Here is a 21,693-nt window from a genome sequence, read left to right as displayed (position 1 = left end):
TGCAGTGGCGGTTCGTCACCGGCGACGACGAATCCGGCGGATCCTGGCGGGAGCCTTGAACGGTGACCGAGGGGAGTGAGCCGTGATCGTCACGCTGATCATCGTCTGCGAGGTCGGCTTCTGGGTGCTGCTGGCCGCGGGGCTGTTCTTCCGCTACGTGCTGCGGATGCGCCGTACGGGGCTGGGCCTGCTGTTGCTCGAACCGCTGCTGGAGGTGGTCCTGCTGGCCGCCACCGCGATCGACCTCGACAACGGCGCCGACCCGAGCTGGAAGCACGGTCTGGCGGCCCTCTACATCGGATACACCGCCGGGCACGGCCACCGCACGGTGAAGTGGCTCGACGGCCACGCCGCCCACCGCTTCGGGGGTGCCGCGCCACCCGTGAAGCCGCCGCGCTTCGGGATGGCCCGGGCCCGCCACGAGGGCAAGGTGTGGCTCGGCACGGTCGTGGCCGCCTCGGTGGCCAGCGTCCTGCTGCTGATCGCCATCTGGTACGTGGACGACCCGGGCCGCACCGGCTCCCTGGAGAGCTGGATCTTCATCGCCTGGCGCACGGCAGGCATCCACGGCCTGATCGCCCTGTCGTACGCCCTCTGGCCGAAGAAGGCACCCCGCGAGGAGGGCTCAGCGCTCCCCGCCCGGGACCCAGAGAACGTCACCGACGTCCTTGTTGGCCGACCGGGCGAGAATGAAGAGCAGGTCCGATAGCCGGTTGAGATAGGTCGCGGTGAGGGGGTTCATCGTCTCGCCGTGGGCCTCCAGCGCGGCCCAGGTGGAGCGCTCGGCCCGCCGTACCACGGTGCAGGCCTGGTGCAGCAGGGCGGCGCCCGGGGTGCCGCCCGGGAGGATGAAGGAGCGCAGCTTCTCCAGCGGCTCCAGGAAGCGGTCGCAGTCCGCCTCCAGCTTGTCGACGTAGGACTGCTCGACCCGCAGGGGCGGGAACTTGGGGTTCTCCACCACCGGCGTGCACAGGTCCGCACCCACGTCGAACAGGTCGTTCTGGACGCGGGTGAGGACCTTGACGATCTCCTCGTCCAGGTTGCCCAGCGCGATCGCCGTGCCGAGCACCGCGTTGGCCTCGTTGGCGTCGGCGTAGGCCGAGATCCGCGGATCGGTCTTGGCGACCCGGCTCATGTCTCCGAGGGCGGTGGTGCCCTGGTCGCCGGTACGGGTGTAGATGCGCGTCAGATTGACCATGAGGCCAGCGTAGTTACGCCCCGGCGGTTCGGAACACGCGTGTGCCCACCGTCACGGACGGCGCGGCGAGGCCGACGGCCACCGGGTCGCCGTACAGCACGGCCGGTCCGGCGTGGTCGCCGGCGTACGCGGCGCGCACCGCGTCCACCGGACAGCGGAACGGCACCAGGTGCGAGAGCACGTCGAGCCACGCGGGCCCCAGTGTCATCGGCAGCATCAGGCCCGACAGGAGCATCATCGGCATCGTCATGGCGTCGACCGCCGGCCCGAACTCTCGGCTCCTGTACGGCGACGGGGGCGGTGCCGGCCGGGGAGGGGCCCGCGGCCGGTGACGGCGAGAAACGCGTCCTGGAGGTCGCGTCGACGCAGCCGCCGTACTTCCGCTTCGGCGCGGCCGGTGTGCCGTCCGTGGCGATCACCGACGAGCCGGCGACGGGACTCGACCCCCGGCCGGGCCGGCCTGCGGGACCTGATCCGGCGCCTGCGCGACGAGCGGGGCACGACGGTACTTCCTGACCATCCACTACCTCGACGAGGCCGACGCCCTCGCCGACCGTGCCGTGATCATCGGCCGTCAGAAGCTCGCGGGCCGCGCCCCGGCCGGGGAGTCGCGCAAGATGCCGCTGCCCCTCGACGACGTCGAGGAGCCGTTGGGGGAGAGGGTGCTCAACTACGCCGTACGAGGCGCCCCGTGAGCCGTGCCGGTGTGATGTCCGTCATGTGAGACGTGACGCGCATTACTTACCGGTCACACGGACCCTCCCGGGCGCTAGGGTCCGCCGGAGAGCCATACGTAAACAGCGGGTAAGCATCACAAGGGGAGTCGTCAGTGGCACGGAAGCTCGCCGTCATCGGGGCCGGTCTCATGGGTTCCGGCATCGCCCAGGTCTCCGCCCAGGCGGGCTGGGACGTCGTCCTGCGCGACGTCACCGACGAGGCACTCAGGCGTGGCACCGACGGCATCAAGGCCTCGTACGACAAGTTCGTGAGCAAGGGCAGGCTGGAGGCGGGCGACGCCGAGGCCGCCCTCGCCCGGATCACCGCGACCACCGACATGGACGCCGCCGCGGACGCCGACGTCGTCGTCGAGGCCGTCTTCGAGAAGCTGGACGTCAAGCACGAGATCTTCCGCACCCTGGACAAGATCGTGCGCCCGGACGCCGTGCTCGCGTCCAACACCTCCGCCATCCCGATCACCAAGATCGCGGCCGGCACGGAGCACCCGGAGCGGGTCGTCGGCACGCACTTCTTCTCGCCGGTCCCGATGATGCAGCTGTGCGAACTGGTCCGCGGCTACAAGACCAGCGACGAGACGCTCGCCACCGCGCGGGAGTTCGCCGAGTCGGTCGGCAAGACCTGCATCGTCGTCAACCGCGACGTGGCCGGCTTCGTCACCACCCGGCTCATCTCGGCGCTCGTCGTCGAGGCCGCCAAGCTGTACGAGTCGGGCGTCGCCTCGGCCGAGGACATCGACCTCGCCTGCAAGCTGGGCTTCGGCCACGCCATGGGCCCGCTGGCCACCGCCGACCTCACCGGTGTCGACATCCTCCTGCACGCCACGAGCAACATCTACACCGAGAGCCAGGACGAGAAGTTCGCCCCACCGGAGCTGATGCGCCGGATGGTTGACGCCGGTGACATCGGACGCAAGAGCGGGCAGGGCTTCTACAAGCACTGAAACGGCGCACACCCCTGAGACATCACACCTCGGGGTGAATTCGGTATCGGTTCGCTTACAAGCAGCAACCGCGCCGCCACAGAAGCAGTCAGACGTTGCACAGCCACCGTCATGGAGTACGTCACCGCACTCACGGGAGCGCATATGCACATCAGGGGCGACCACGCCGAGGTGGTCGTCGGGGGCCGCCTCGACGTCCGCACCGCGGCGGACGCCCGTACGGTCCTGCACTCGGCCGTCGACGACGGCGACGGCGACCTCGTCCTCGACCTGTCCGAACTGGACTCGTGGGACGCCACCGGACTCGGGGTCATCATGGGTGCCCACCGGCGGGCCGGCCGCTGCGGCCGGCGGCTGGTGCTGCGCGGCGTACCGCCGCAGATGCAGCGCCTGCTGGTGGCCACCCGGCTGCACCGGATCCTGGCGATCGAGGGCGGCATCGGCGTGGAGTCCCTGCCCCGGGTGTGACCCCTCGGATGGCGGCGTCACCAGGGCCGGAGGAGACCGGGCAGCTCACGGCGAATCGCCCGACGCACCCAATCCTCACAAGACCGTGACGTCTCGGACCCCATGGCACCCCGGGCTGTCGTGAATACTGACCGACGGTTTAAGGTTCGGTCGCCCGCGTCTGATCCACCCTCGTGCGGGCCCGGACCAGAAGCGACAGCGCGGTGTGCGGCAAGGCCGGGAGGGGCTCTACGCACCCGATGCTTTTGGGGGGCTTGAACCTATGGACCCGAACAACCGGGGACCCGAGGAGTACGGCCACGACGGCGACGGCAACGCGCCGCGCCAGCGCCCGCCCAGGGACTCCCTCACATCCGACTTCGGCCAGCACGCGCCCGCACTCGCCCGCACCGTGCAGCTGGTCTCCGGCGACCTCCTGCTCACCGTCAACCCCGTCGACGGCAGCGAGATAGAACTCTGCCCGCCCGGCGAACGCCCCGGCAGACCCGAGAAGCTGAGCCCGGCCCAGCGCACCGAGGTGGCCCGCGCCGCCGCTCCACCGGTGCCGCCAGGACCGAGCCGGCCCACCCTGCCGCTCCTGGGCCGCCAGGACGAACGCGAGCGCCTGGTAAGGCTGCTCGCCCGCGGCCGCTCCGTGCGCCTCACCGGCCCCGGCGGCTCCGGACGCAGCACACTCCTCGACATCGTCGCCGAGGACTGCGCGGACCTCGCCCCCGACGGCGTCGTCCGCCTGACCGGCTTCCACCGCACCGCGGCCGATCTGCTGCACGACCTCTTCCACGCCGTCCACGGTGCGCCGCTGCACCGGCCGGAACAGGACGAACTTCTCGCCCGCGTCGGGGAGATCGGGGCGGTCGTCGTCCTCGACGACATCGAGATCGGCGGCGCGGCACTCGACGAGCTGCTGGACGCCACCCCCGAGTGCGCCTTCCTCCTCGCCGCCACGCCGGACGTGCCCGCGCCGTCGGCCGAGGCCGCGATCGAGGAGGTCTTCCTCGACGGCCTCGACCGCGCCGGCGGCCTGGAGCTGCTGGAGCACGCCGTCGGGCGGCCGCTCACCGAGGACGAGGCCAACTGGGCCGGCGACCTCTGGTTCGAGTCCGAGGGCCTGCCGCTGCGGTTCGTGCAGGCCGGCGCCCTGCTGCGGCAGCGCGACCGGCTGCGCGCCGGCGCCGACGCACTCGACGAGTTCGGTGTCTTCCAGGACATCCCCGCCGACGAGCCCTTCGACGCCGTCCCGGGTCCGCCCGTCGGCGAGGACGTCCCCCTGCCCTCGCTCGCCGAGGGCGCCGCACCCGCGGCACTGCTCGCCTCCCGGCTCAGCGCCTCCGCCCGCGCCACCCTGCGGTTCGCGGTGGCCCTCGGAGGTGAGGTGCCCCACCAGGCGCACCTGCCCGCCCTGGTCGGCGACACCCACGCCGACGCCGCGCTCGGCGAGTTGCTGGGCTGCGCGCTCGTCTCCCCGGTCGGGGCCCGCTACCGGCTCGCCGCCGGGGTGCAGACCCAGCTGGAGGCCGCCGGATACGCGGACGACCCCGAGGGCCACGCCCTGACCGCCACCCGGCACTACGCCTGGTGGGCCGGGCATCCCTCGGTCACCCCCGAGCGGGTGTGCGTCGAGGCGGACGCCGTGCTCACCGCGCTGAGTTCCCTCGTACCGGCGACGGTGGCGCCCGCCGAGGGTGAGGACAGTCCGGCCGTGCAGCTGGCCCGCGCGGCCGCGCCCGCCTTCGCCGCGGGCCTGCACTGGAGTGCCTGGGAACGGGCGCTGCGCTCCGGCGCGGAGGCCGCCCGGCTCGCCGGGGACGTCGCCGAACAGGCCTACTTCCACCACGAGCTGGGCATCCTCGCCCTCTGCGAGGGGCGGCTGGACCGGGCCCGCGCCGAGCTGGAGGCGTCCATCGGGCTGCGCGGCGCCCTCGCCGACAAGCGCGGTACCGTGGCCGGCCGTCGCGCCCTCGCCCTGGTGACCGACCGGGAGGGCACGGCCCCCGCCGTCCGGACGCCGCTCACGCTCGGCACCACCGCCGGTGACGAGGTGCCCGACGCCCGCCACGAGGAGTCCGTGTCGCCGCCCGGCGGTGTCCCGGCGGTGCCGGCGGACTTCCCGCCTCCGCAACGGCCCGACGGCGCCCCGGACCTCGTCACCCACCGCTCCACGCCCGGAGCGGCGTCCGGGCGCGGCCGGGGCGGCGGTCTGCGCGGCCTCGCCCGGCGCAACCTCGTCGCGACCGGCGCGGGCGCGCTGCTCGTGGCGGTGCTCGGCACGGTCGTGACGCTCGGCGCCACCTCCAGCAACGACGCCGAGAGCCCGTCCGATCAGGTCGGCGTCAACCCGTCGGTGAGCCAGGGCCCCGGCGACGACAGCCTGGGCGCGGACAAGGCGGACCAGGACGACGACGGGGGCAGCGGGGCGACCGGCCGGCCGACGGATCCAGGGCCCGACGGCACCTTCGGCACGACGGACGATCCGACGCCGGAGGACCCGGGCACGGGTTCGGGAGCGGGGGAGCCGTCCGACGAGCCGAGCGGTACGCACCAGCCCGGCGGTGGGTCACCGGGATCGCCTTCGACCTCGCCCTCGAAGCCGCCGTCCACGCCCTCGAAGCCGCCGACGTCCCCCGGGACGCCGACCGGCGGTCCGACGCCGTCCGAGTCGCCCACGACGAGCACCAGCCCGTCGCCCACGCCGACGGACCCGTCGCCGACGGACTCCACCACGGCCGGCAGCCCCGTCACCTCCGGTAGCCCGGCGTCCAGCGCGGCGGGCGCGCCGAGCAGCCCGGAACAGCTGATCTGAGACCGCCGGCACGACAGGGCCGGGTCCGCACGAACGGACCCGGCCCTCGTCGCCGCGCGGCGTTCCGTACGGAACGCCGTCACGGGAAGCCGCTCGGGAAGCGCTCAGAACAGCCGCAGCTTGTCGTCCTCGATCCCCCGCAGGGCGTCGTAGTCCAGCACCTGGCAGCCGATCCCGCGGTCCGCCGCCAGCACGCGTGCCTGCGGCTTGATCTCCTGGGCGGCGAAGATGCCCCGGACCGGCGCCAGATGGGGATCGCGGTTCAGCAGCTCCAGATAGCGGGTGAGCTGTTCCACACCGTCGATCTCGCCGCGCCGCTTGATCTCCACCGCGACGGTCCGGCCGTCGGCGTCCCGGCACAGGATGTCGACCGGGCCGATGGCCGTCATGTACTCGCGGCGGATCAGCGTGTAGCCGTCGCCGAGGGCCTCGATGCGGTCGGCGAGCAGTTCCTGGAGGTGCGCTTCCACGCCGTCCTTGATCAGGCCTGGGTCGACGCCCAGTTCGTGCGAGGAGTCGTGCAGGACTTCTTCCATCGTGATGATCAGCTTCTCGCCCGCCTTGTTGACGACGGTCCAGACGCCGGCCTCCTCACCGGTGCCCTCCTTCAGCGTGCAGGGCGGCGACATCCAGTTCAGGGGCTTGTAGGCCCGGTCGTCCGCGTGGATCGAGACGCTGCCGTCCGCCTTGACCAGGATCAGACGGGGGGCGGTGGGCAGGTGAGCGGTGAGCCGGCCCGCGTAGTCGACGGAGCATCGGGCAATGACGAGACGCATGGTCGGCAACGCTACTCGACGGGCTCCTGTGCACGCGATTCGCCCTGGAAGACCCGTGTTCGCCTCTGGCCGATTGTGTGCCCACCGGGATCTGCCTGTGTGTGCATTCTTCTGGTGCGGTCACCGTCCGTTGCCTACCGTATTAAACGGGAGGTCGTGATGCGTGTACACAGCGTGTTCGCTTTGCGTGCTCCCTCATCTGTCCGGCAACCCCTGCTGGTTGGGGGTGCGAGAGGAGAACCCATGTCGCTCGACGTCTCACCGGCCCTACTCGAACAGGCCGAGCGAGGCGAGGTCGACGAAGCTGAATTCGTCGACTGCGTCCGGACCTCCCTGCCCTACGCATGGGAGATGATCAGCTCCCTGGCGGTCCAGCTGAAGGTGGACGGCGGAGAGTTCGCCGACAACCAGACGCCCCCGCCGGACGAGCAGGCACGTGGGCAGCTGCTGCGTGCGCTCGCGAGTGACGCCATCCGCGGTGCCCTGCAGCGGCACTTCGGTGTGCGGCTGGCCTTCCAGAACTGCCACCGTGTGGCGGTGTTCCCGCTGGACGCCTCGGCGGACGAGAGGCTGGCCCGCTTCACCTCGATCCGGGGCCAACTGCTGAACCAGTCCCCGGAGCTGCGGGACTGCTGAGGGGGGTGAACCGCTTGCTTGCCGCTCCGTACGCGGGAGGTGCGATCTGTACCGGAGCGGCAAGCCTCCCGCGCCGCGAAGGCGTTCACGTCAGCTGAGGCAGCACCTCGGCGCCCAGCCGCCGTACGTTCTCCTCCGTGGCCGCCAGGTCGCCGGAGCCCTCGACGAGCAGGGCGAAGCGGGAGACGCCCGTACGCTCGCTGGTGGCCGCCAGCCGGTCGGCGCAACTCCGGGGGGTGCCCACCGGGTGCAGCCCGCAGAGCAGTTCAGTGTACGCCAGCGGATCGCGCATCCGGCGCTCCCGGCCGTCCACCGTGACATGGGCGTCGAGACCCTGTTTCAGCCATCCCGGCATCGCCTTCAGCAGCGTCTCGGCCGCGTCGCTGCGACTGTCCGCGATCTGGCAGACGCCGGCCGAGACATGGGCCGCGCGGCGGATCTCGTCCCCCGGCCGCCCCGCCGCGCGCGCGTGCTGCCGCCACAGGGCGACCATCTCGGCCTTTTCCTCGTCCCCGACATGCATGCCGAGCAACATCGGCAGCCCGCGCTCGGCGGCCATCCGTACACTCGCCGGGGAGGTGCACGCGACGAGCACCTCCGGTCCCGCGGTCTCCGTCAGGCACTCCGAGGGCCTTGGCACCACGGGGACTTCACGGAAGGCGTAGCGGCCGCCGGGTCCCTCCACCGCCGGCTCGCGCAGCCAGCGCAGGAGCAGGTCCAGTGACTGCGGATACTCCTTCTCGTACGCCTCCAGCCCGGCGCCGAAGACCTCCAGGTCCACCCACGGACCACCGCGCCCGACGCCCAGCGTGAGCCGGCCGCCGCTCGTCACGTGCAGCAGCGCGGCCTGTTCCCCGAGGGCCACCGGGTGCGTGGTGGGCAGCACACTGACCGCCGTACCGACACGGATACGGTGGGTGCGGCCCAGCACCAGGGCGGCCAGAGTGATCGCCGACGGGCAGGTGCCGTACGGCACGAAGTGGTGCTCGGCCAGCCACACCGAGTCGAGCCCCGCCTCCTCGGTGAGCTCCGCCGAGCGGACCGCCCGGTACAGCGCCTCCCCCTGGCCCTGACCCGGGAACTGGGCCGCCAGCACGAATGTTCCTACGCGCATCGCTCTTCCTGCTTCCTTGGCTCCGACACGGAGCTCCCCCACCCGGCATAACCGTCTGACACGTGCCGAGGACACGGCCCGGCGAAGAGATTTGCGGATTGTCGGCAGAATGAACGGCCGGAGAGGGGGACTTGTCAGGTTCGTCGCTTTCCGCGTACCCGTCCGCGGGCCGCGTAGGCTGGACGTGACCCGGTTCCTGTATAGCTCCGTGAGGTGTCCCGTGTCCCCGCGTCGCAACCGCCCGAAGGGTCCCCAGGCCGCCGGCCCGTCCGGCCGGAGCGCCGAGGACGACCCCCGCGGCCGCTACGGCGGCTGGCAGACCTCGCAGGACTGGCAGGGCGAGGACTGGAGCGTGCGCCATGTGGCGGGGGCCAGTTCCGAGGGCAAGACGTACCGCTGCCCCGGCTGCGACCAGCTGATTCCGTCCGCCGTACCGCATGTGGTGGCCTGGCCGGAACACGCGGGGGTGGACGACCGCCGGCACTGGCACAAGGCGTGCTGGAACGCGCGGGACCGCCGCACCACGCGGGTGCAGCGGTCCCGTAACGCGCCGAGGTTCTAGCGGACTCGGTCCTGTGTTCCAGGTGTCGTCCCGGGCGCCGTACGGCACCCGGAGCCGCCCGCCGTCCTACACGTCCCGCCTCTCCAGCAGGGCGTAGGCGCCGGCGAACGCGGCGGCCGTCACACCGAGCATGATCCACAGCGGGTCCCAGCCGGACGGGCCGGACTCGGTCAGCGAGTTGGCGTAGAAGATGCTCAGCTGGTTCGGGATCGAGTACTCGAACAGGGCCTGGCGGACGTCCTCCAGCGAGGACGCGAACATGAACATCGCGATGACCAGCGGGGCCAGCACCGCCGCGATCATGATGGTGATGGCGCCCGCCGAGTGCCGGACGATCGAGCCGACGAGCAGCGAGAGCAGTCCGAGCAGCGCGATGTAGAGCGAGACGCCGACCGTCCCCTTCAGCCACTCCTCGCCCGCGGGCTCCCGGGCGGCGCTCACCATGCCGACCTGTACGAAGGCGACGAGGCCGGCGGCGACCAGCGTGACCACGAAGGCGAGCGCGAAGAACACGATCGCCTTCGCCACGAGCACCCGCGACCGCGGCGGGCACGCGGTCATCGTCGTCCGGATCATCCCGGTGCCGTACTCGGAGGCGGTGGTCAGCACGCCCAGCGTGATGATGCACATGCTGCCGAGCAGCAGTCCGAAGAAGCCGAGGGACAGCGCGGACTCCCCACCGAGATCCGACTCCGTGGAGGTGTTCGCAGCGACCAGCGCTCCGGCGAGCAGCCCGATGCCGACGACCAGCAGCACGAACACGCCCAGCGTCCACATCGTGGAGCGCACCGACTTGATCTTCGTCCACTCCGAGGCGAGCGCGTGCCCGAGATGGGTGCGGACGACGGGGATCGGCGAGGTGTAGCCGGAGTGCTGCGCGCCGGGCGCGGCCTGCGGCATGGGGGGCTGGGGCGTGCTCATCGGGCGTCCTCGGGCTTGGGCTCGTGGGAGGGGGTGGCGGGGGAGGAGGCGGGCGGCTGGGCGGCGGGCGGGGCAGCCGGGGGCTGCCCCGGCGCCGCGGGCTGGGCGGCGTACGGCTGTGGGGCGGCCTGTGCGGCCGCCTGCGGCGCCTGCTGGGCGTACGGGTTCTGCGGGCCCGCGCCGGGCGCGCCGGAGGCGGAGGGAGCGCCGTACGGCCCCGGGGGCACCGCTCCGGACTGGCCCGGCGGCATCGCGAACGGCTGCCCGCCCTGCTGGGGCGGCGGCGGGGCGTACCAGCCAGGCTGGCCCTGGCCCGGCACCGGCATCGGCTGCTGCGCGCCCTGCGGCGACGGCTGCTGGAGCCCGGCCCGCTGGTCGACCGTCGAGCGGTAGTCGACGGCGGCCTGGGTCATCCGCATGTACGCCTCCTCCAGCGAGGCCTGGTGCGGCGACAGCTCCCACAGCCGGACGTCGGTCTCGTGCGCGATGTCGCTGATGCGCGGCAGCGGCAGGCCGGTCACCCGCAGCGCGCCGTCCTGCTCGGGCAGCACATGGGCGCCCGCCTCGGCGAGCGCCGAGGACAGCTTCTCGCGCTGCTGGGGCTCGGTGTCGGGTGTGCGTACGCGCGCGAAGCCCGCGGAGTTGGCCGCGATGAAGTCCCGCACGCTCATGTCGGCGAGCAGCTGCCCACGCCCGATGACGATCAGGTGGTCGGCGGTCAGCGCCATCTCGCTCATCAGGTGCGAGGAGACGAAGACGGTACGGCCCTCCGCCGCGAGCGACTTCATCAGGTTCCGCACCCAGAGGATGCCCTCGGGGTCGAGGCCGTTGACCGGCTCGTCGAAGAGCAGCACCTGCGGGTCGCCGAGCAGCGCGGCGGCGATGCCGAGCCGCTGGCCCATGCCGAGGGAGAAGCCCTTGGAACGCCGCCCGGCCACGTCCTGCAGGCCGACCACGCCGAGCACCTCGTCGACCCGCCGGGCCGGGATGCCGGACAGCTGGGCCAGGGACAGCAGGTGGTTGCGGGCGGTCCGGCCGCCGTGCACCGCCTTGGCGTCCAGCAGGGCGCCGACATGACGGGGCGCGTTCGGCAGCTTGCGGTAGGGGAAGCCGCCGATGGTCACCTTCCCCGCCGTCGGATTGTCCAGCCCGAGGATCATCCGCATCGTCGTCGACTTGCCCGAGCCGTTCGGGCCGAGGAAGCCGGTGACGGCACCGGGCCGCACCCGGAAGGAAAGGTTGTACACCGCGGTCTTGTCGCCGTAGCGCTTGGTCAGGCCGTCTGCCTCGATCATGCTCCGCACCCATCGAATGGTTCAGGACAGCGGGGCACACGCCCCCGTAAGGGTTAGGAGGATACCGAGGCGCTGACGGTTCCCTCCAAGAGCGGGTGAAAGACGGGGCGAACCTCCGGGGTCGCTAAGCGTCCCGCCGCTTCAGCAGCACGTAACCGCCGGTCAGAGCCGCGACCACCCACAGCACCATGATCCCCAGCCCGCCCCAGGGGCCGTACGGACTGTCGTCCCCCACCGGGGTCACCACCTGCATGATCCTGCTGCCCGCCTGGTCGGGCAGGTACTGGCCGAGCTTCTTCGTCGCCGAGACGTTGCCGAGGATGTTGGAGATCAGGAAGAAGAACGGCATCAGGATGCCCAGCGACAGCATCGGCGAGCGCAGCATCGCGGCGACGCCCATCGAGAACATGGCGATGAGGGTCATGTACAGCCCGCCGCCGATCACCGCGCGCAGCACCCCCTGGTCGCCGAGGTCCGCTCTCAGGTCGCCCAGCATGGCCTGCCCGAGGAAGAAGGCGGCGAAGCCGGTGGCCATGCCGACGGCCAGGGCGAGCAGCGTCGCGACAGCGATCTTGCTGAACAGGAAGGTGCCGCGCTGTGGCACGGCGGCCAGCGAGGTGCGGATCATGCCGGAGCTGTACTCGTTCGACACGACGAGCACCCCGAAGACGATCATCGCCAGCTGACCGAGGCTCATGCCCGCGAAGCTGATGAACGTCGCGTCGAAGGAGAGCCGGCCGGCCTCGTCCATGTTCTCGAACTCGCTCCTCGACAGTGCCGAGATCAGCATGCCGAGCGCGATGGTGACGACCACGGCGAGGGACAGCGTCCACACCGTGGACGCGACGGAGCGGATCTTCGTCCACTCCGACCGGATGACCTGGGTCGCCGCCATGTCAGTCCTTCCTCCATCCGTCGCCCCACTGCTGCCCGGCCGCCGGGTCGGCGTGCGCGTGGTACTCCACCGATTCCGCCGTCAGCCGCATGAACGCCTCCTCCAGCGAGGCCTGCTGGGTGCTCAGCTCGTGCAGCACGATCTGGTGCTGCGCCGCCAGCTCCCCGATCCGCTCCGGTTCGCCGGCGTCCACCTCGAAGGCCCCGCTGCCGGTCTCCACCACCGTCAGTCCGGCGCCGTGCAGCACATCGAGGAGCCGTTCCCGCTGCGGGGTGCGGATCCGGACGCAACTGCGCGAGTTCTGCGCGATGAAGTCGGTCATGGACATGTCCGCGAGCAGCCGGCCCTGTCCGATCACGACGAGATGATCGGCCGTCAGCGCCATCTCGCTCATCAGGTGGGAGGAGACGAAGACCGTACGGCCCTGTGCGGCCAGCGTCTTCATCAGCGTGCGGATCCAGTGGATGCCCTCGGGGTCGAGCCCGTTGACCGGCTCGTCGAACATCAGGATCCGCGGGTCGCCGAGCAGCGCGCCCGCGATGCCGAGCCGCTGCCCCATGCCCAGGGAGAAGCCCCTGGCCTTCTTCCTCGCGACCGCGGTGAGGCCGACGGTGTCGAGCACCTCGTGCACCCGCCGGCCGGGGATACCGTTGGCCTGGGCCAGACACAGCAGATGGTGGTAGGCGGAGCGGCCGCCGTGCACGGCCTTGGCGTCGAGCAGGGCGCCGATGCACGTCATCGGGTCCTTGAGCTGGTCGTAGTGCTTGCCGTCGATCCGGACGTCCCCGGCGGTCGGGTGGTCCAGGCCCAGAATCATGCGCATGGTGGTGGACTTGCCCGCGCCGTTGGGACCGAGGAAGCCGGTGACGATGCCCGGTCTGACGGTGAAGGTCAGCTGGTTCACGGCCACCTTCTCGCCGTACCGCTTGGTCAGCCCGGTCAGCTCGATCATGCGGCCACGCTAAAACGGCACAAAGCCCTCTGCCACCTCAGTGGCAGAGGGCTTCGCAGGTGTTCAGCAGCTGTATGCCGGGTGGTTACCGGGACTGCTGCGCGGGCACTCCCCGGGAGACCGGCTCGTCCTCGCCCGGCGTACCGGCCGCGGCCACCGCGGCGCCGGTGAGCGTGGCGAGCATCTCGCGCACGTTCGTCAGCTGGGCGTTGATCGAGTCGCGGCGGTTGGTGAGGGCGGCCAGCTCGCGCTCGGATTCCGAACGGATGCGGTCGGCCTTGGCGTTGGCGTCGGCCACGATGTCCTCGGCCTGGCGCTGGGCGGTCTCCACCGTCTGGCGGGCGCGGCGCTCGGCGTCGGTGCGGAGCTTCTCGGCCTCCAGGCGCAGCTGCTCGGCGCGGTGCTCGATCTCGGCGAGGCGCTTCTCGGCCTTGGCCTGACGGGACGCCAGGTCGCGCTCGGACTGCTCGCGGCGCTTGGCGAGGTTCGTCTCGAAGTCGGCGGCGGCCTGCGCGGCCTTCGCGCGGGTCTCCTCGAAGAGCGCGTCCGCCTCCTCCCGCTTGGACTGCGCGTCCTTCTGCGCCTCGGCGCGCAGCTGGGAGGCGTCGCTCTTGGCCTTCTCGACGATCCGGACGCCCTCGTCCTCGGCCTTGGCCTTGCGCTCCGCCGCGAACGACTCGGCGTCGTTGCGCACCTGCTGGGACGCCGACTCGGCGAGCTCGCGGTGCTGCTCGGCCGCGCGCCGTGCCTCCTCGCGCAGGTCCTTGGCCTCTTCCTCGGCGAGGCGGAGGATCTTCTCGACACGCGCGCCGAGACCCGCGTACGACGGCTCGGCGTCGGTGACGGCGGCCTGGGCGTTCTGCGTCTCGAGGTGGAGTTCCTCGATGCGCTTTTCCAGAGCGGTGATGCGGGAGAGAGCGCTGTCACGGTCGGAGACGAGCTTGGAGATACGTTCGTCCACCTGAGCGCGGTCGTACCCACGCCGCACAAGCTCGAAGCCGTAGGGGGAAGTGTCGCTCATGGGGTTCCTGTCGAATGAGACCGGTGAGGTGATAGGTGGAATCCTAGGGGCCGAAGCGGTGTGTCATCGAGCGGATGCGTGTTTGATCTGGAGAATGACACCCCTTTTGAGTGGCTAACCGCAGGAGTACTTGCCAAAGGGCAAGCCAAAGTCTTGGTCAAAGCACCCGGAACACACCGGAATCGCCCCACGGAGGCTAGCCTTCCGGCGACTTGCCACCCGATCGGGGGGCGCCGACCGTCGCGCCGGCCTTGACCGCGCCGTCCTTGCCCGCTGACGGCGTCTCAAAGGACTCCAGCGCCTCCAGCACGTCCTGCACGCGGGAGATCTCGGCGTTGATGTCCTCGCGGCGGCGCACCAGGACCTCCAGCTCGCGCTTGCCCTCCTCGACCGTGCGCCTGGCCTCCTGGATCGCCTCGGCCTTCAGCTCCTCGGCCTCCTTCACGAGCGCCGACTTCTTCTGCTCGGCCTCCTTCAGCAGGCCCTCCGCCTTCTTGACGGCGGCGATGCGCACCTTGCCGGCCTCGGAGTTGGCCTCCGACACCAGCTCCTTGGCCTTCGCCTGCGCCTTGGCGAGCTGCTCCTCGGCGGCCTTGATGAGCGCGTCGCAGCGGTCGCCGGTCGACTTCATGGTCTCGGCGGCCTCCCGGCGGGCGCGCTCGTGCAACTCCTCGATCTCCGCGGTGATCCGCGCCCGCAGCTCCTCCGCCCGCTCCCTTATGGCGGTCGCGTCCCGGCGCGCGCCGACGAGCAGTTCGTCCGCGTCCGTACGGGCCTTCTCCACCCGCCCGTTGCCCTCGACCGTCGCCTCGGACACCAGCCGGTCGGCCTCCTTGCGGGCCGCGCCCACCATGGTGTCGGCCTGCGCCTCGGCGTCCGCGGTCGTCTTCAGCGCCTGCTGCTGCGCCTCGGTGAGCAGTTTGTCGGCCTCGGCGGTGGTCTCCGTGATGAGCGTGTCGACCTGCTCGGCCGCCTCGGAACGCCGCTTGTTGGCGTCCTTGCGTGCCTCGTCCAGGGTGCGCTCGGCCTCCTCGCGCGCCGCCGTCGTGACCCCCTCCGCCTCCTGGGCGGCCTCCGCCTTGACCCGCTCGGCCTCGGTGCGGATCCGCTCGGCGTGCTGCTGCGCCGACCCGACCGTTCTCGCGGCCTCGGCACGCAGCCGCTCCGCCTCGCCGCTCGCGTCCCCGACCAGCTTCTCGGCCTTCGCGAGCGCCTCGCTGCGCACCCGCTCGGCCTCGGCGACGGTCTCCGTCTGCAGCCGCTCGGCCTCGCTGCGTGCCTCGGTGATGAGGGTGTCCGCCTGCGTCGCGGCGTCCGACCGGATGCGGTTGGCGTCCTCGCGGGCGTCCGCACGCGTGCGTGCCGCCGCCTGGTCGGCCTCGGCGATCGCGTCCGACGCCTCGGTGCGCAGCCGCTGGGCGTGCTCGGCCGCTTCGGCGCGCAGCCGCTCGGCCTCGGCGATCGCCTCCGTCATGGTGCGCTCGGCCAGCGCCTTGGCGGCCTCCGACTCCTCGCTCGCCTCCCGCCGGACCCGGCCCGCGTCCTCGGCGGCGCGCTCCCGCTCGGCGTAGGCGTCGGCCCGGACCCGGTCCGCCTCCTCCTGAGCCTCCCGGCGGGTGCGGTCCGCCGCGTGCTCCGCGGCGTTGCGCAGTCCGGCGATCTCCTCCTGCGCCTGCTCGTGCAGCCCGGCGACCGAGTCGCGCACCTGCTGGGCGTGGAGCTCCGCCGCCGACACCATCTCGGTGGCGCGCCGGTCGGCCTCCTCCACCAGGCGTACGGCCGCCGCCTGCGCCTCCTCCACGCGCTTGCGCGCCGAGGCCAGCAGCTCCTCGCTCTGCTCGCGAGCCCGCTCGCGCTCCTGGTCGGCCTCCTGGCGGGCCGCGCCGAGGAGTTCCTCGGCCTCGCGGCGGCGCCGGGCGGCCTCCTCCTGCGCGGCGGCCAGCGTCTCGGAGGCCTCCTGCGCCAGCCGCTCGGCCGCGGCCTGCGCCTCGGCCCGCACCCGGTCGGCGGTGTCCTGCGCCTCCGACTTCAGCCGCTCGGCCTCCGAAGCGGCCTCCGAGCGCAGGCGTACGGCGACGGCCTCGCCCTCGGCCCGGGACGCGGACGCGTCGGACGCCGCCTCGGCGCGCAGCCGTTCGGCCTCCGCCTCGGCCTGTGCCCGCAGAGTGCGGATCCGCTCGGCCGACTCGGCGCGCAGCCGCTCGCCCTCCTCAGCGGCCTCGCGGCGGATCCGCCCGGCCTCCTCGCGGGCGTCGGTCAGCGCCTGCTCGGCGGCGGCGAGCCGGGTCTCCGCATCCGTGTGCAGCCGCGTCAGCTCCTCGGCGGCCTCCGCGCGGCGGGTCTCCACGGCCCGCTCGGTCTCCTCGCGCAGCTCACGCGCGGCCTGCTCGGCGTCGTTGCGGATGCCCTGGGACTGCTCCAGGACCTCCGCGCGGTGCCGCTCGGCCTCCTTGCGGGTGCGCTCCAGCGTCTCCTCGGCCTGCCGGCGCAGCGTGGTCGCCCGCTCGATGGCCTCGGTGCGGACCTTCTCGCTGTCGGTGGTCGCGCTCTGCCGCAGCTCGTCGGCGTCGGCCTTCGCCTTGGCGAGCAGTTCCTCGGCTGTCCTGGCCGCCTCCTCGATCTGCGCCACGGCCTGCTTGCGGGCCTCCGCGCGGATCTTCTCGCCCTCGTCGACCGCCTCGGCGCGCAGCTGCTCGGCCTCGCCCCGCAGCCGCCGAGCCTCCTCCTGGAGCTCGACGGTCTTGGCGCGGTACTCCTTGGTGTCGTCCTTCGCGGCGCCCTTGAGCTGCTCGGCGATGTCGTGCGCCTCGGCGCGCAGCCGGTCCGCCTCGGTCTCCGCCTCACGGCGGATGCGTTCGGCCTCCTCGGTGGCCGCCCTGGTGGTCTTCTTCGCGTCCTCCGACGCCTTGTTGAGGACCTCCTCGGCGGTCCTCGCCGCCTTGGACAGCTGGCTCGCGGTCTCCTCGGCGGTGGCCGAGCGGGCCTTCTCGCCCGCCTCCGCGACGATCTTCTCGGCCTCGGCGCGGGCGTCCGCGACGACCTGCTCGGCCTCCGCCCTGGTGGCCTCCGCCTCCTTGGTCGCCTCGCTGACGAGCCGGGCGACCTGCTCCTTGGCGGTGCGCGTGCGCGTCTCGTTCGCCGCCTCGGCGCCGGAGAGGGCCTTGGCCGCGGCCTCCTTGGCCTCGGTGACCAGCTTCTCCGCCTCGGACTGCGCCTTGCGCAGCGCCTCCTCGGCCTCCGCCATCCGCGCCTCGGCGGCCCGGCTGAGCTCGGCGGCCTGGCGGCGGGCCGCGTCGGACTCCGAGACGGTCGACGTCCGCAGCTGCTCGGCGTGCTCGGTGGCCTCCTGGGCCTGCGTGGAGGCGGCGTTCAGCAGCCGCTCGGCATCCGTACGGGCCCGGCGCAGCAGTTGCTCGGCCTCCGCGCGGGCGGCCTCGGCCTCGCTCCGCAGACGCTGGCGGGCCTCGGCGGTCAGCCGCTCGGCCTCCGCGCGGGCGGCCGCCATGGCCTGCTCCGCCTCGGTCCTGGACTCCTCCAGCAGGCGCCGGGCCTGCTGCTCGGTGCGGGAACGCAGCTGCTCGGCCCAGGCCACGTTCTCGTTGACGTGGGACTCGACGGTCTGCCGGCGTTCGGCGAGCTCCTGGTCGAGCTGCTGCCGGCGGGAGACGGCCTCGGCGTGCAGCTCGGCCTGGAGGCGGGCCGCCTGCTCGGCGTGCTCCTGGAGGATCCGCTGGGTCTGCGCCCGGGCCTGGCTCAGCTCCCGGTCGGCGTCCGCCCGGATCTGGTCCGCCTGCATCTGGGCGTTGCGCAGCAACTGTTCGGCCTGGTAGCCGATGTCGGCGCTGTCATATGCAGGCCGGGTCATGAGCGTGCGCCGCGCCTCGTGCAGCTTGGCGCGCAGCACCTCGACCTGGTAGCCGAGGTCCTCGGCGTGCTGGATGGCCTTTTCCCGCTCGGTCCTCAGCCGCTTCATCTCGGCTTCGAACCGAGTGAGGTGATCGACGTCAGCCGCCGGCTCTCGCTCCTGGCTCTCGTAGCCCCGCACTGCGCGGTCCCATCCGTCCCCTGGTCGCAAGTCTCTCCAAACGAGCTCCGTCCATCCGCCGAACGGGGCCCCCGGGGAATGGTGTCAGATCAACGGCGGAGCATGGGCTGCTGCCCCGACGCTCGTCCCCCGAAACCCGGACCCCGGCGGTCCTGCCGTCACAGGCGACAGGACCCGGTCGCCCGTCTGGAAGCGACGACCGCCCCCAACCCTACCGGCCCCTATGTACGAGCATCAGTGCTCAGGTGACTCAACAGGCGCCGAAGTGACCAGTTCTGTCAGTACACCGTGACAATCCTTGGGGTGCAGGAAGGTGATCCGTGACCCCATGGAGCCGCGCCGGGGCTCCTCGTACAGAACGCGTACGCCCTTGTCCTTGATCGCGGCCGCGTCCCCGCCGACATCCGCCGTACCGAAGGCGATGTGGTGCACGCCCTCGCCGTTCTTGGCGAGCCACTTCGCGACGGTGGAGTCCTCCCGGGTCGGCTCCAGGAGCTGCAGGTACGAGGAACCGCCGTCGGACGTATCGTTGATCTTGAGCATGGCCTCGCGTACGCCCTGCTCCTCGTTGACCTCGGTGTGGAACACCTCGAAGCCGTAGGTGGTGCGGTAGAACTCGACGGTCGCGTCGAGGTCGTGGCAGGCGATCCCGATGTGGTCGATTCGCGTCAGCATGGATTCAGTGCAACGCGCCGGAGGTGGTTACGCAACGTGCGCGCGATCACACCGACGGCCCGATGACGGGGTGGAGTACCGCTCAGTACATTCGAAGTAAACCCTCGTTCACTCCTCGGCCAGTGCAGGCCGGAAGGGGATCGCAGCTCATGTCTTCTGCAAAGAACGGCTCGACATCCGTCATCGTCGCGGGTGCCCGCACCCCGATGGGGCGGCTGCTCGGTTCGCTGAAGTCCTTCTCCGGAGCCGACCTCGGCGGCTTCGCGATCAAGGCCGCCCTCGACCGTGCGGGGATCGGCGGCGACCAGGTGCAGTACGTGATCATGGGCCAGGTGCTCCAGGCCGGGGCGGGTCAGATCCCGGCACGCCAGGCCGCGGTCAAGGCCGGCATCCCGATGAGCGTCCCGGCGCTGACCGTCAACAAGGTGTGCCTCTCCGGCCTCGACGCCATCGCCCTCGCCGACCAGCTGATCCGCGCCGGCGAGTTCGACATCGTCGTGGCGGGCGGCCAGGAGTCCATGACGAACGCCCCCCACCTGCTGCCGAAGACCCGCGAGGGCTACAAGTACGGCGCCGTGCAGATGCTCGACGCCATGGCCCACGACGGCCTGACCGACTCCTTCGAGAACATCGCGATGGGCGAGTCGACGGAGAAGCACAACACCCGGCTCGGCATCGCCCGCCCGGAGCAGGACGAGATCGCCGCGCTGTCCCACCAGCGCGCCGCCGCCGCACAGAAGAACGGCGTCTTCGAGGCCGAGATCACGCCGGTCGGGATCCCGCAGCGCAAGGGCGAGCCGGTCCTCTTCAGCCAGGACGAGGGCATCCGGGGCGACACCACCGCCGAGTCACTCGGCAAGCTGCGCCCGGCGTTCGCCAAGGACGGCACGATCACCGCGGGCTCGTCCTCGCAGATCTCGGACGGCGCGGCCGCGGTCGTGGTGATGAGCAAGGCGAAGGCCGAGGAGCTCGGTCTGGAGTGGATCGCGGAGATCGGCGCGCACGGCAACGTCGCCGGCCCCGACAACTCGCTGCAGTCCCAGCCGTCCAACGCCATCCGGCACGCCTTGAAGAAGGAGGGCATGGAGGTCTCGGACCTCGACCTGATCGAGATCAACGAGGCCTTCGCCGCGGTCGCCGTGCAGTCGATGAAGGACCTCGGGGTGTCCACCGAAATGGTGAATGTCAACGGCGGGGCCATCGCGCTGGGTCACCCGATCGGGATGTCCGGCGCCCGTCTCGTACTCCACCTGGCGCTGGAGCTGAAGCGGCGCGGCGGCGGGGTCGGCGCGGCCGCGCTGTGCGGTGGCGGCGGCCAGGGTGACGCGCTGATCGTGCGGGTACCGAAGTCCTGAACGGACGTAGGTCTGTCTGTCGGTCTGTCGATTCGGTGAGCTGAACGGAGCTGTGATGCAGGACGTCCCCACGCTGGTGGCCCAGGCGAGGGAGGGCCGGCCGCGTGCCGTGGCCCGCCTCATCTCCCTGGTGGAGGGGGCGTCCCCGCAGCTCAGGGAGGTCATGGAGGCGCTGGCCCCGCTGACCGGCGGGGCGTACGTGGTCGGTCTCACCGGCTCCCCGGGCGTCGGGAAGTCCACCTCGACGTCGGCGCTGGTGACGGCGTACCGCAAGCAGGGCAAGCGGGTCGGCGTCCTGGCGGTCGACCCGTCGTCCCCCTTCTCCGGGGGTGCCCTGCTGGGTGACCGGGTCCGGATGTCGGAGCACGCCTCCGACCCCGGCGTCTACATCCGTTCCATGGCCACCCGCGGCCACCTCGGCGGCCTCGCCTGGGCCGCGCCGCAGGCGATCCGCGTACTGGACGCGGCGGGCTGCGACGTGATCCTGGTCGAGACGGTGGGCGTGGGCCAGTCGGAGGTGGAGATCGCCTCCCAGGCCGACACCTCCGTCGTCCTCCTCGCGCCCGGCATGGGCGACGGCATCCAGGCGGCCAAGGCCGGAATCCTGGAGATCGGCGACGTCTACGTCGTCAACAAGGCGGACCGCGACGGCGCCGACGCCACGGCCCGCGAGCTGAACCACATGCTCGGCCTCGGCGAATCCCGCGCAGCCGGTGACTGGCGCCCACCGATCGTCAAGACGGTCGCGGCGCGGGGCGAGGGAGTCGACGAGGTCGTGGAGGCGCTGGAGAAGCACCGCGCCTGGATGGAGGAACGGGGCGTCCTGACGGAGCGCCGCCGGTCCCGGGCCTCCCGCGAGGTCGAGACCATCGCGGTCACGGCCCTGCGGGAACGCATCGCGGACCTGCACGGCGACCGCCGCCTGAGCGCGCTGGCGGAACGGATAGTGGCCGGCGAACTGGACCCTTACCGGGCGGCGGACGAACTGGTGGCGGGGGTGACGGACGGGGCGTGAGCGCACGGCCGGGGCGGGCGTCTCCACGCCCGTCCTGACGCCACGGCCCGTCCGGCGCCTGAGGACGAGGCCCGTTCAGGGCCGAAGCGGCCTCCAGGAGCGGCAGCCCCCGGAGGACGCCCGCCACACGGACGGTCAGCCGTCCGCGCGGTCGTCGCCGCTGTCGTCGGCGTTGTCGTCCGCGCGGTCCTCGCCCCGGTCGTCGGCGTTGTCGTCCGCGCGGTCCTCGCCCCGGTCGTCGGCGTTGTCGTCCGCACCGTCGTCGGCCTGGTCGTCACTCCGGTCGT

General features: G+C 72.0%; 19 protein-coding genes and 1 pseudogene. 9 read left to right on the top strand and 11 right to left on the bottom strand.

The features are described 5' to 3' along the window. Positions 1 to 82 precede the first annotated feature (82 nt). On the top strand, positions 83 to 709 hold the full coding sequence (locus ACGF8A_RS07500; protein ID WP_393105254.1) for a hypothetical protein: 627 nt from the start codon (positions 83 to 85) through the stop codon (positions 707 to 709). Here ACGF8A_RS07500 and ACGF8A_RS07495 read toward each other — a convergent pair. Further along, on the bottom strand, positions 626 to 1,198 hold the full coding sequence (locus tag ACGF8A_RS07495; protein WP_393105252.1) for a cob(I)yrinic acid a,c-diamide adenosyltransferase: 573 nt from the start codon (positions 1,196 to 1,198) through the stop codon (positions 626 to 628). The genes ACGF8A_RS07500 and ACGF8A_RS07495 overlap by 84 nt on opposite strands. Before the next feature lie 13 nt (positions 1,199 to 1,211). Further along, a pseudogene (locus ACGF8A_RS07490) lies at positions 1,212 to 1,475 on the bottom strand (ABC transporter permease); the annotation flags it as partial. A 283-nt stretch (positions 1,476 to 1,758) separates the two neighbouring features. Here ACGF8A_RS07490 and ACGF8A_RS07485 point away from each other — a divergent pair. The 4 genes from ACGF8A_RS07485 to ACGF8A_RS07470 all read left to right on the top strand — a co-directional run bounded on the left by ACGF8A_RS07485 (position 1,759) and on the right by ACGF8A_RS07470 (position 6,144). Then, positions 1,759 to 1,893, top strand: a complete 135-nt coding sequence (locus ACGF8A_RS07485; RefSeq protein ID WP_393105250.1) for a hypothetical protein — start codon at positions 1,759 to 1,761, stop codon at positions 1,891 to 1,893. A gap of 134 nt (positions 1,894 to 2,027) precedes the next feature. After that, positions 2,028 to 2,876 carry a 3-hydroxyacyl-CoA dehydrogenase family protein gene (locus ACGF8A_RS07480; RefSeq protein WP_393105248.1) on the top strand — a complete coding sequence of 283 codons (849 nt, stop codon included), beginning with the start codon at positions 2,028 to 2,030 and terminating at the stop codon, positions 2,874 to 2,876. Positions 2,877 to 3,020: 144 nt separating this feature from the next. Next, positions 3,021 to 3,344: an STAS domain-containing protein gene (locus ACGF8A_RS07475; protein WP_365452203.1), complete on the top strand. Its 324-nt coding sequence runs from the start codon at positions 3,021 to 3,023 to the stop codon at positions 3,342 to 3,344. Positions 3,345 to 3,606: 262 nt separating this feature from the next. After that, entirely contained in the window at positions 3,607 to 6,144 is a 2,538-nt protein-coding gene (locus ACGF8A_RS07470; RefSeq protein WP_393105246.1) for an ATP-binding protein, read from the top strand. Positions 6,145 to 6,248: 104 nt separating this feature from the next. On the opposite strand, the gene nucS is transcribed toward ACGF8A_RS07470, so the two are convergent. Continuing rightward, positions 6,249 to 6,920 carry an endonuclease NucS gene (gene nucS, locus ACGF8A_RS07465; protein WP_393105244.1) on the bottom strand — a complete coding sequence of 224 codons (672 nt, stop codon included), beginning with the start codon at positions 6,918 to 6,920 and terminating at the stop codon, positions 6,249 to 6,251. A gap of 243 nt (positions 6,921 to 7,163) precedes the next feature. On the opposite strand from nucS, the gene ACGF8A_RS07460 reads away from it, so the two are divergent. Then, positions 7,164 to 7,556: an SCO5389 family protein gene (locus ACGF8A_RS07460; protein ID WP_393105241.1), complete on the top strand. Its 393-nt coding sequence runs from the start codon at positions 7,164 to 7,166 to the stop codon at positions 7,554 to 7,556. 85 nt (positions 7,557 to 7,641) lie between these two features. Here the strand turns inward: ACGF8A_RS07460 and ACGF8A_RS07455 are convergent, their stop codons facing one another. Beyond that, positions 7,642 to 8,670 (bottom strand): LLM class flavin-dependent oxidoreductase, encoded by a 1,029-nt coding sequence (locus ACGF8A_RS07455; RefSeq protein WP_393105239.1) that lies wholly within the window; start codon positions 8,668 to 8,670, stop codon positions 7,642 to 7,644. A 220-nt stretch (positions 8,671 to 8,890) separates the two neighbouring features. Between ACGF8A_RS07455 and ACGF8A_RS07450 the strand changes: the two genes are divergently transcribed. Then, positions 8,891 to 9,232 (top strand): ATP/GTP-binding protein, encoded by a 342-nt coding sequence (locus tag ACGF8A_RS07450; RefSeq protein ID WP_393105237.1) that lies wholly within the window; start codon positions 8,891 to 8,893, stop codon positions 9,230 to 9,232. 66 nt (positions 9,233 to 9,298) lie between these two features. Here the strand turns inward: ACGF8A_RS07450 and ACGF8A_RS07445 are convergent, their stop codons facing one another. The 7 genes from ACGF8A_RS07445 to mce form a co-directional block, all read right to left on the bottom strand. Next, a complete protein-coding gene (locus ACGF8A_RS07445) occupies positions 9,299 to 10,153 on the bottom strand; it encodes an ABC transporter permease subunit (protein WP_393105235.1) in 855 nt (284 codons plus the stop codon). Next, entirely contained in the window at positions 10,150 to 11,448 is a 1,299-nt protein-coding gene (locus ACGF8A_RS07440) for an ABC transporter ATP-binding protein (protein WP_393105233.1), read from the bottom strand. Before ACGF8A_RS07440 ends, ACGF8A_RS07445 begins: the two co-directional genes overlap by 4 nt. A 124-nt stretch (positions 11,449 to 11,572) precedes the next feature. Then, positions 11,573 to 12,343, bottom strand: coding sequence for an ABC transporter permease (locus ACGF8A_RS07435; protein WP_393105231.1), 771 nt, complete (start codon positions 12,341 to 12,343; stop codon positions 11,573 to 11,575). 1 nt (position 12,344) lies between these two features. Beyond that, complete coding sequence (locus tag ACGF8A_RS07430) at positions 12,345 to 13,295, bottom strand: ATP-binding cassette domain-containing protein (RefSeq protein WP_393105229.1); 951 nt, start codon at positions 13,293 to 13,295, stop codon at positions 12,345 to 12,347. A gap of 85 nt (positions 13,296 to 13,380) precedes the next feature. Then, on the bottom strand, positions 13,381 to 14,316 hold the full coding sequence (locus ACGF8A_RS07425; RefSeq protein WP_393105227.1) for a cellulose-binding protein: 936 nt from the start codon (positions 14,314 to 14,316) through the stop codon (positions 13,381 to 13,383). Positions 14,317 to 14,512: 196 nt separating this feature from the next. Then, on the bottom strand, positions 14,513 to 18,361 hold the full coding sequence (gene scy / locus ACGF8A_RS07420) for a polarized growth protein Scy (protein ID WP_393105225.1): 3,849 nt from the start codon (positions 18,359 to 18,361) through the stop codon (positions 14,513 to 14,515). Between the two features lie 234 nt (positions 18,362 to 18,595). After that, a complete protein-coding gene (mce, locus tag ACGF8A_RS07415; RefSeq protein ID WP_393105223.1) occupies positions 18,596 to 19,036 on the bottom strand; it encodes a methylmalonyl-CoA epimerase in 441 nt (146 codons plus the stop codon). 149 nt (positions 19,037 to 19,185) lie between these two features. On the opposite strand from mce, the gene ACGF8A_RS07410 reads away from it, so the two are divergent. Beyond that, complete coding sequence (locus tag ACGF8A_RS07410; protein WP_393105221.1) at positions 19,186 to 20,391, top strand: acetyl-CoA C-acetyltransferase; 1,206 nt, start codon at positions 19,186 to 19,188, stop codon at positions 20,389 to 20,391. A 55-nt stretch (positions 20,392 to 20,446) separates the two neighbouring features. After that, positions 20,447 to 21,406, top strand: coding sequence for a methylmalonyl Co-A mutase-associated GTPase MeaB (gene meaB, locus ACGF8A_RS07405; RefSeq protein WP_393105219.1), 960 nt, complete (start codon positions 20,447 to 20,449; stop codon positions 21,404 to 21,406). Positions 21,407 to 21,693 lie beyond the last annotated feature (287 nt).

It is taken from the genome of Streptomyces sp. NPDC047706 (assembly GCF_043204795.1).
Taxonomy (GTDB): Bacteria; Actinomycetota; Actinomycetes; order Streptomycetales; family Streptomycetaceae; genus Streptomyces.
This window is presented reverse-complemented; position numbering and strand designations above follow the sequence as displayed.

What these genes read in the sequence shown, in the direction of transcription:
- ACGF8A_RS07495 (WP_393105252.1), bottom strand. Translation starts at nt 1,198, where the DNA reads ATGGTCAATCTGACGCGCATCTACACCCGTACCGGCGACCAGGGCACC.
- ACGF8A_RS07475 (WP_365452203.1), top strand. Translation starts at nt 3,021, where the DNA reads ATGCACATCAGGGGCGACCACGCCGAGGTGGTCGTCGGGGGCCGCCTC.
- ACGF8A_RS07470 (WP_393105246.1), top strand. Translation starts at nt 3,607, where the DNA reads ATGGACCCGAACAACCGGGGACCCGAGGAGTACGGCCACGACGGCGAC.
- nucS (WP_393105244.1), bottom strand. Translation starts at nt 6,920, where the DNA reads ATGCGTCTCGTCATTGCCCGATGCTCCGTCGACTACGCGGGCCGGCTC.
- ACGF8A_RS07460 (WP_393105241.1), top strand. Translation starts at nt 7,164, where the DNA reads ATGTCGCTCGACGTCTCACCGGCCCTACTCGAACAGGCCGAGCGAGGC.
- ACGF8A_RS07455 (WP_393105239.1), bottom strand. Translation starts at nt 8,670, where the DNA reads ATGCGCGTAGGAACATTCGTGCTGGCGGCCCAGTTCCCGGGTCAGGGC.
- ACGF8A_RS07445 (WP_393105235.1), bottom strand. Translation starts at nt 10,153, where the DNA reads ATGAGCACGCCCCAGCCCCCCATGCCGCAGGCCGCGCCCGGCGCGCAG.
- ACGF8A_RS07440 (WP_393105233.1), bottom strand. Translation starts at nt 11,448, where the DNA reads ATGATCGAGGCAGACGGCCTGACCAAGCGCTACGGCGACAAGACCGCG.
- ACGF8A_RS07435 (WP_393105231.1), bottom strand. Translation starts at nt 12,343, where the DNA reads ATGGCGGCGACCCAGGTCATCCGGTCGGAGTGGACGAAGATCCGCTCC.
- ACGF8A_RS07430 (WP_393105229.1), bottom strand. Translation starts at nt 13,295, where the DNA reads ATGATCGAGCTGACCGGGCTGACCAAGCGGTACGGCGAGAAGGTGGCC.
- ACGF8A_RS07425 (WP_393105227.1), bottom strand. Translation starts at nt 14,316, where the DNA reads ATGAGCGACACTTCCCCCTACGGCTTCGAGCTTGTGCGGCGTGGGTAC.
- mce (WP_393105223.1), bottom strand. Translation starts at nt 19,036, where the DNA reads ATGCTGACGCGAATCGACCACATCGGGATCGCCTGCCACGACCTCGAC.
- ACGF8A_RS07410 (WP_393105221.1), top strand. Translation starts at nt 19,186, where the DNA reads ATGTCTTCTGCAAAGAACGGCTCGACATCCGTCATCGTCGCGGGTGCC.
- meaB (WP_393105219.1), top strand. Translation starts at nt 20,447, where the DNA reads ATGCAGGACGTCCCCACGCTGGTGGCCCAGGCGAGGGAGGGCCGGCCG.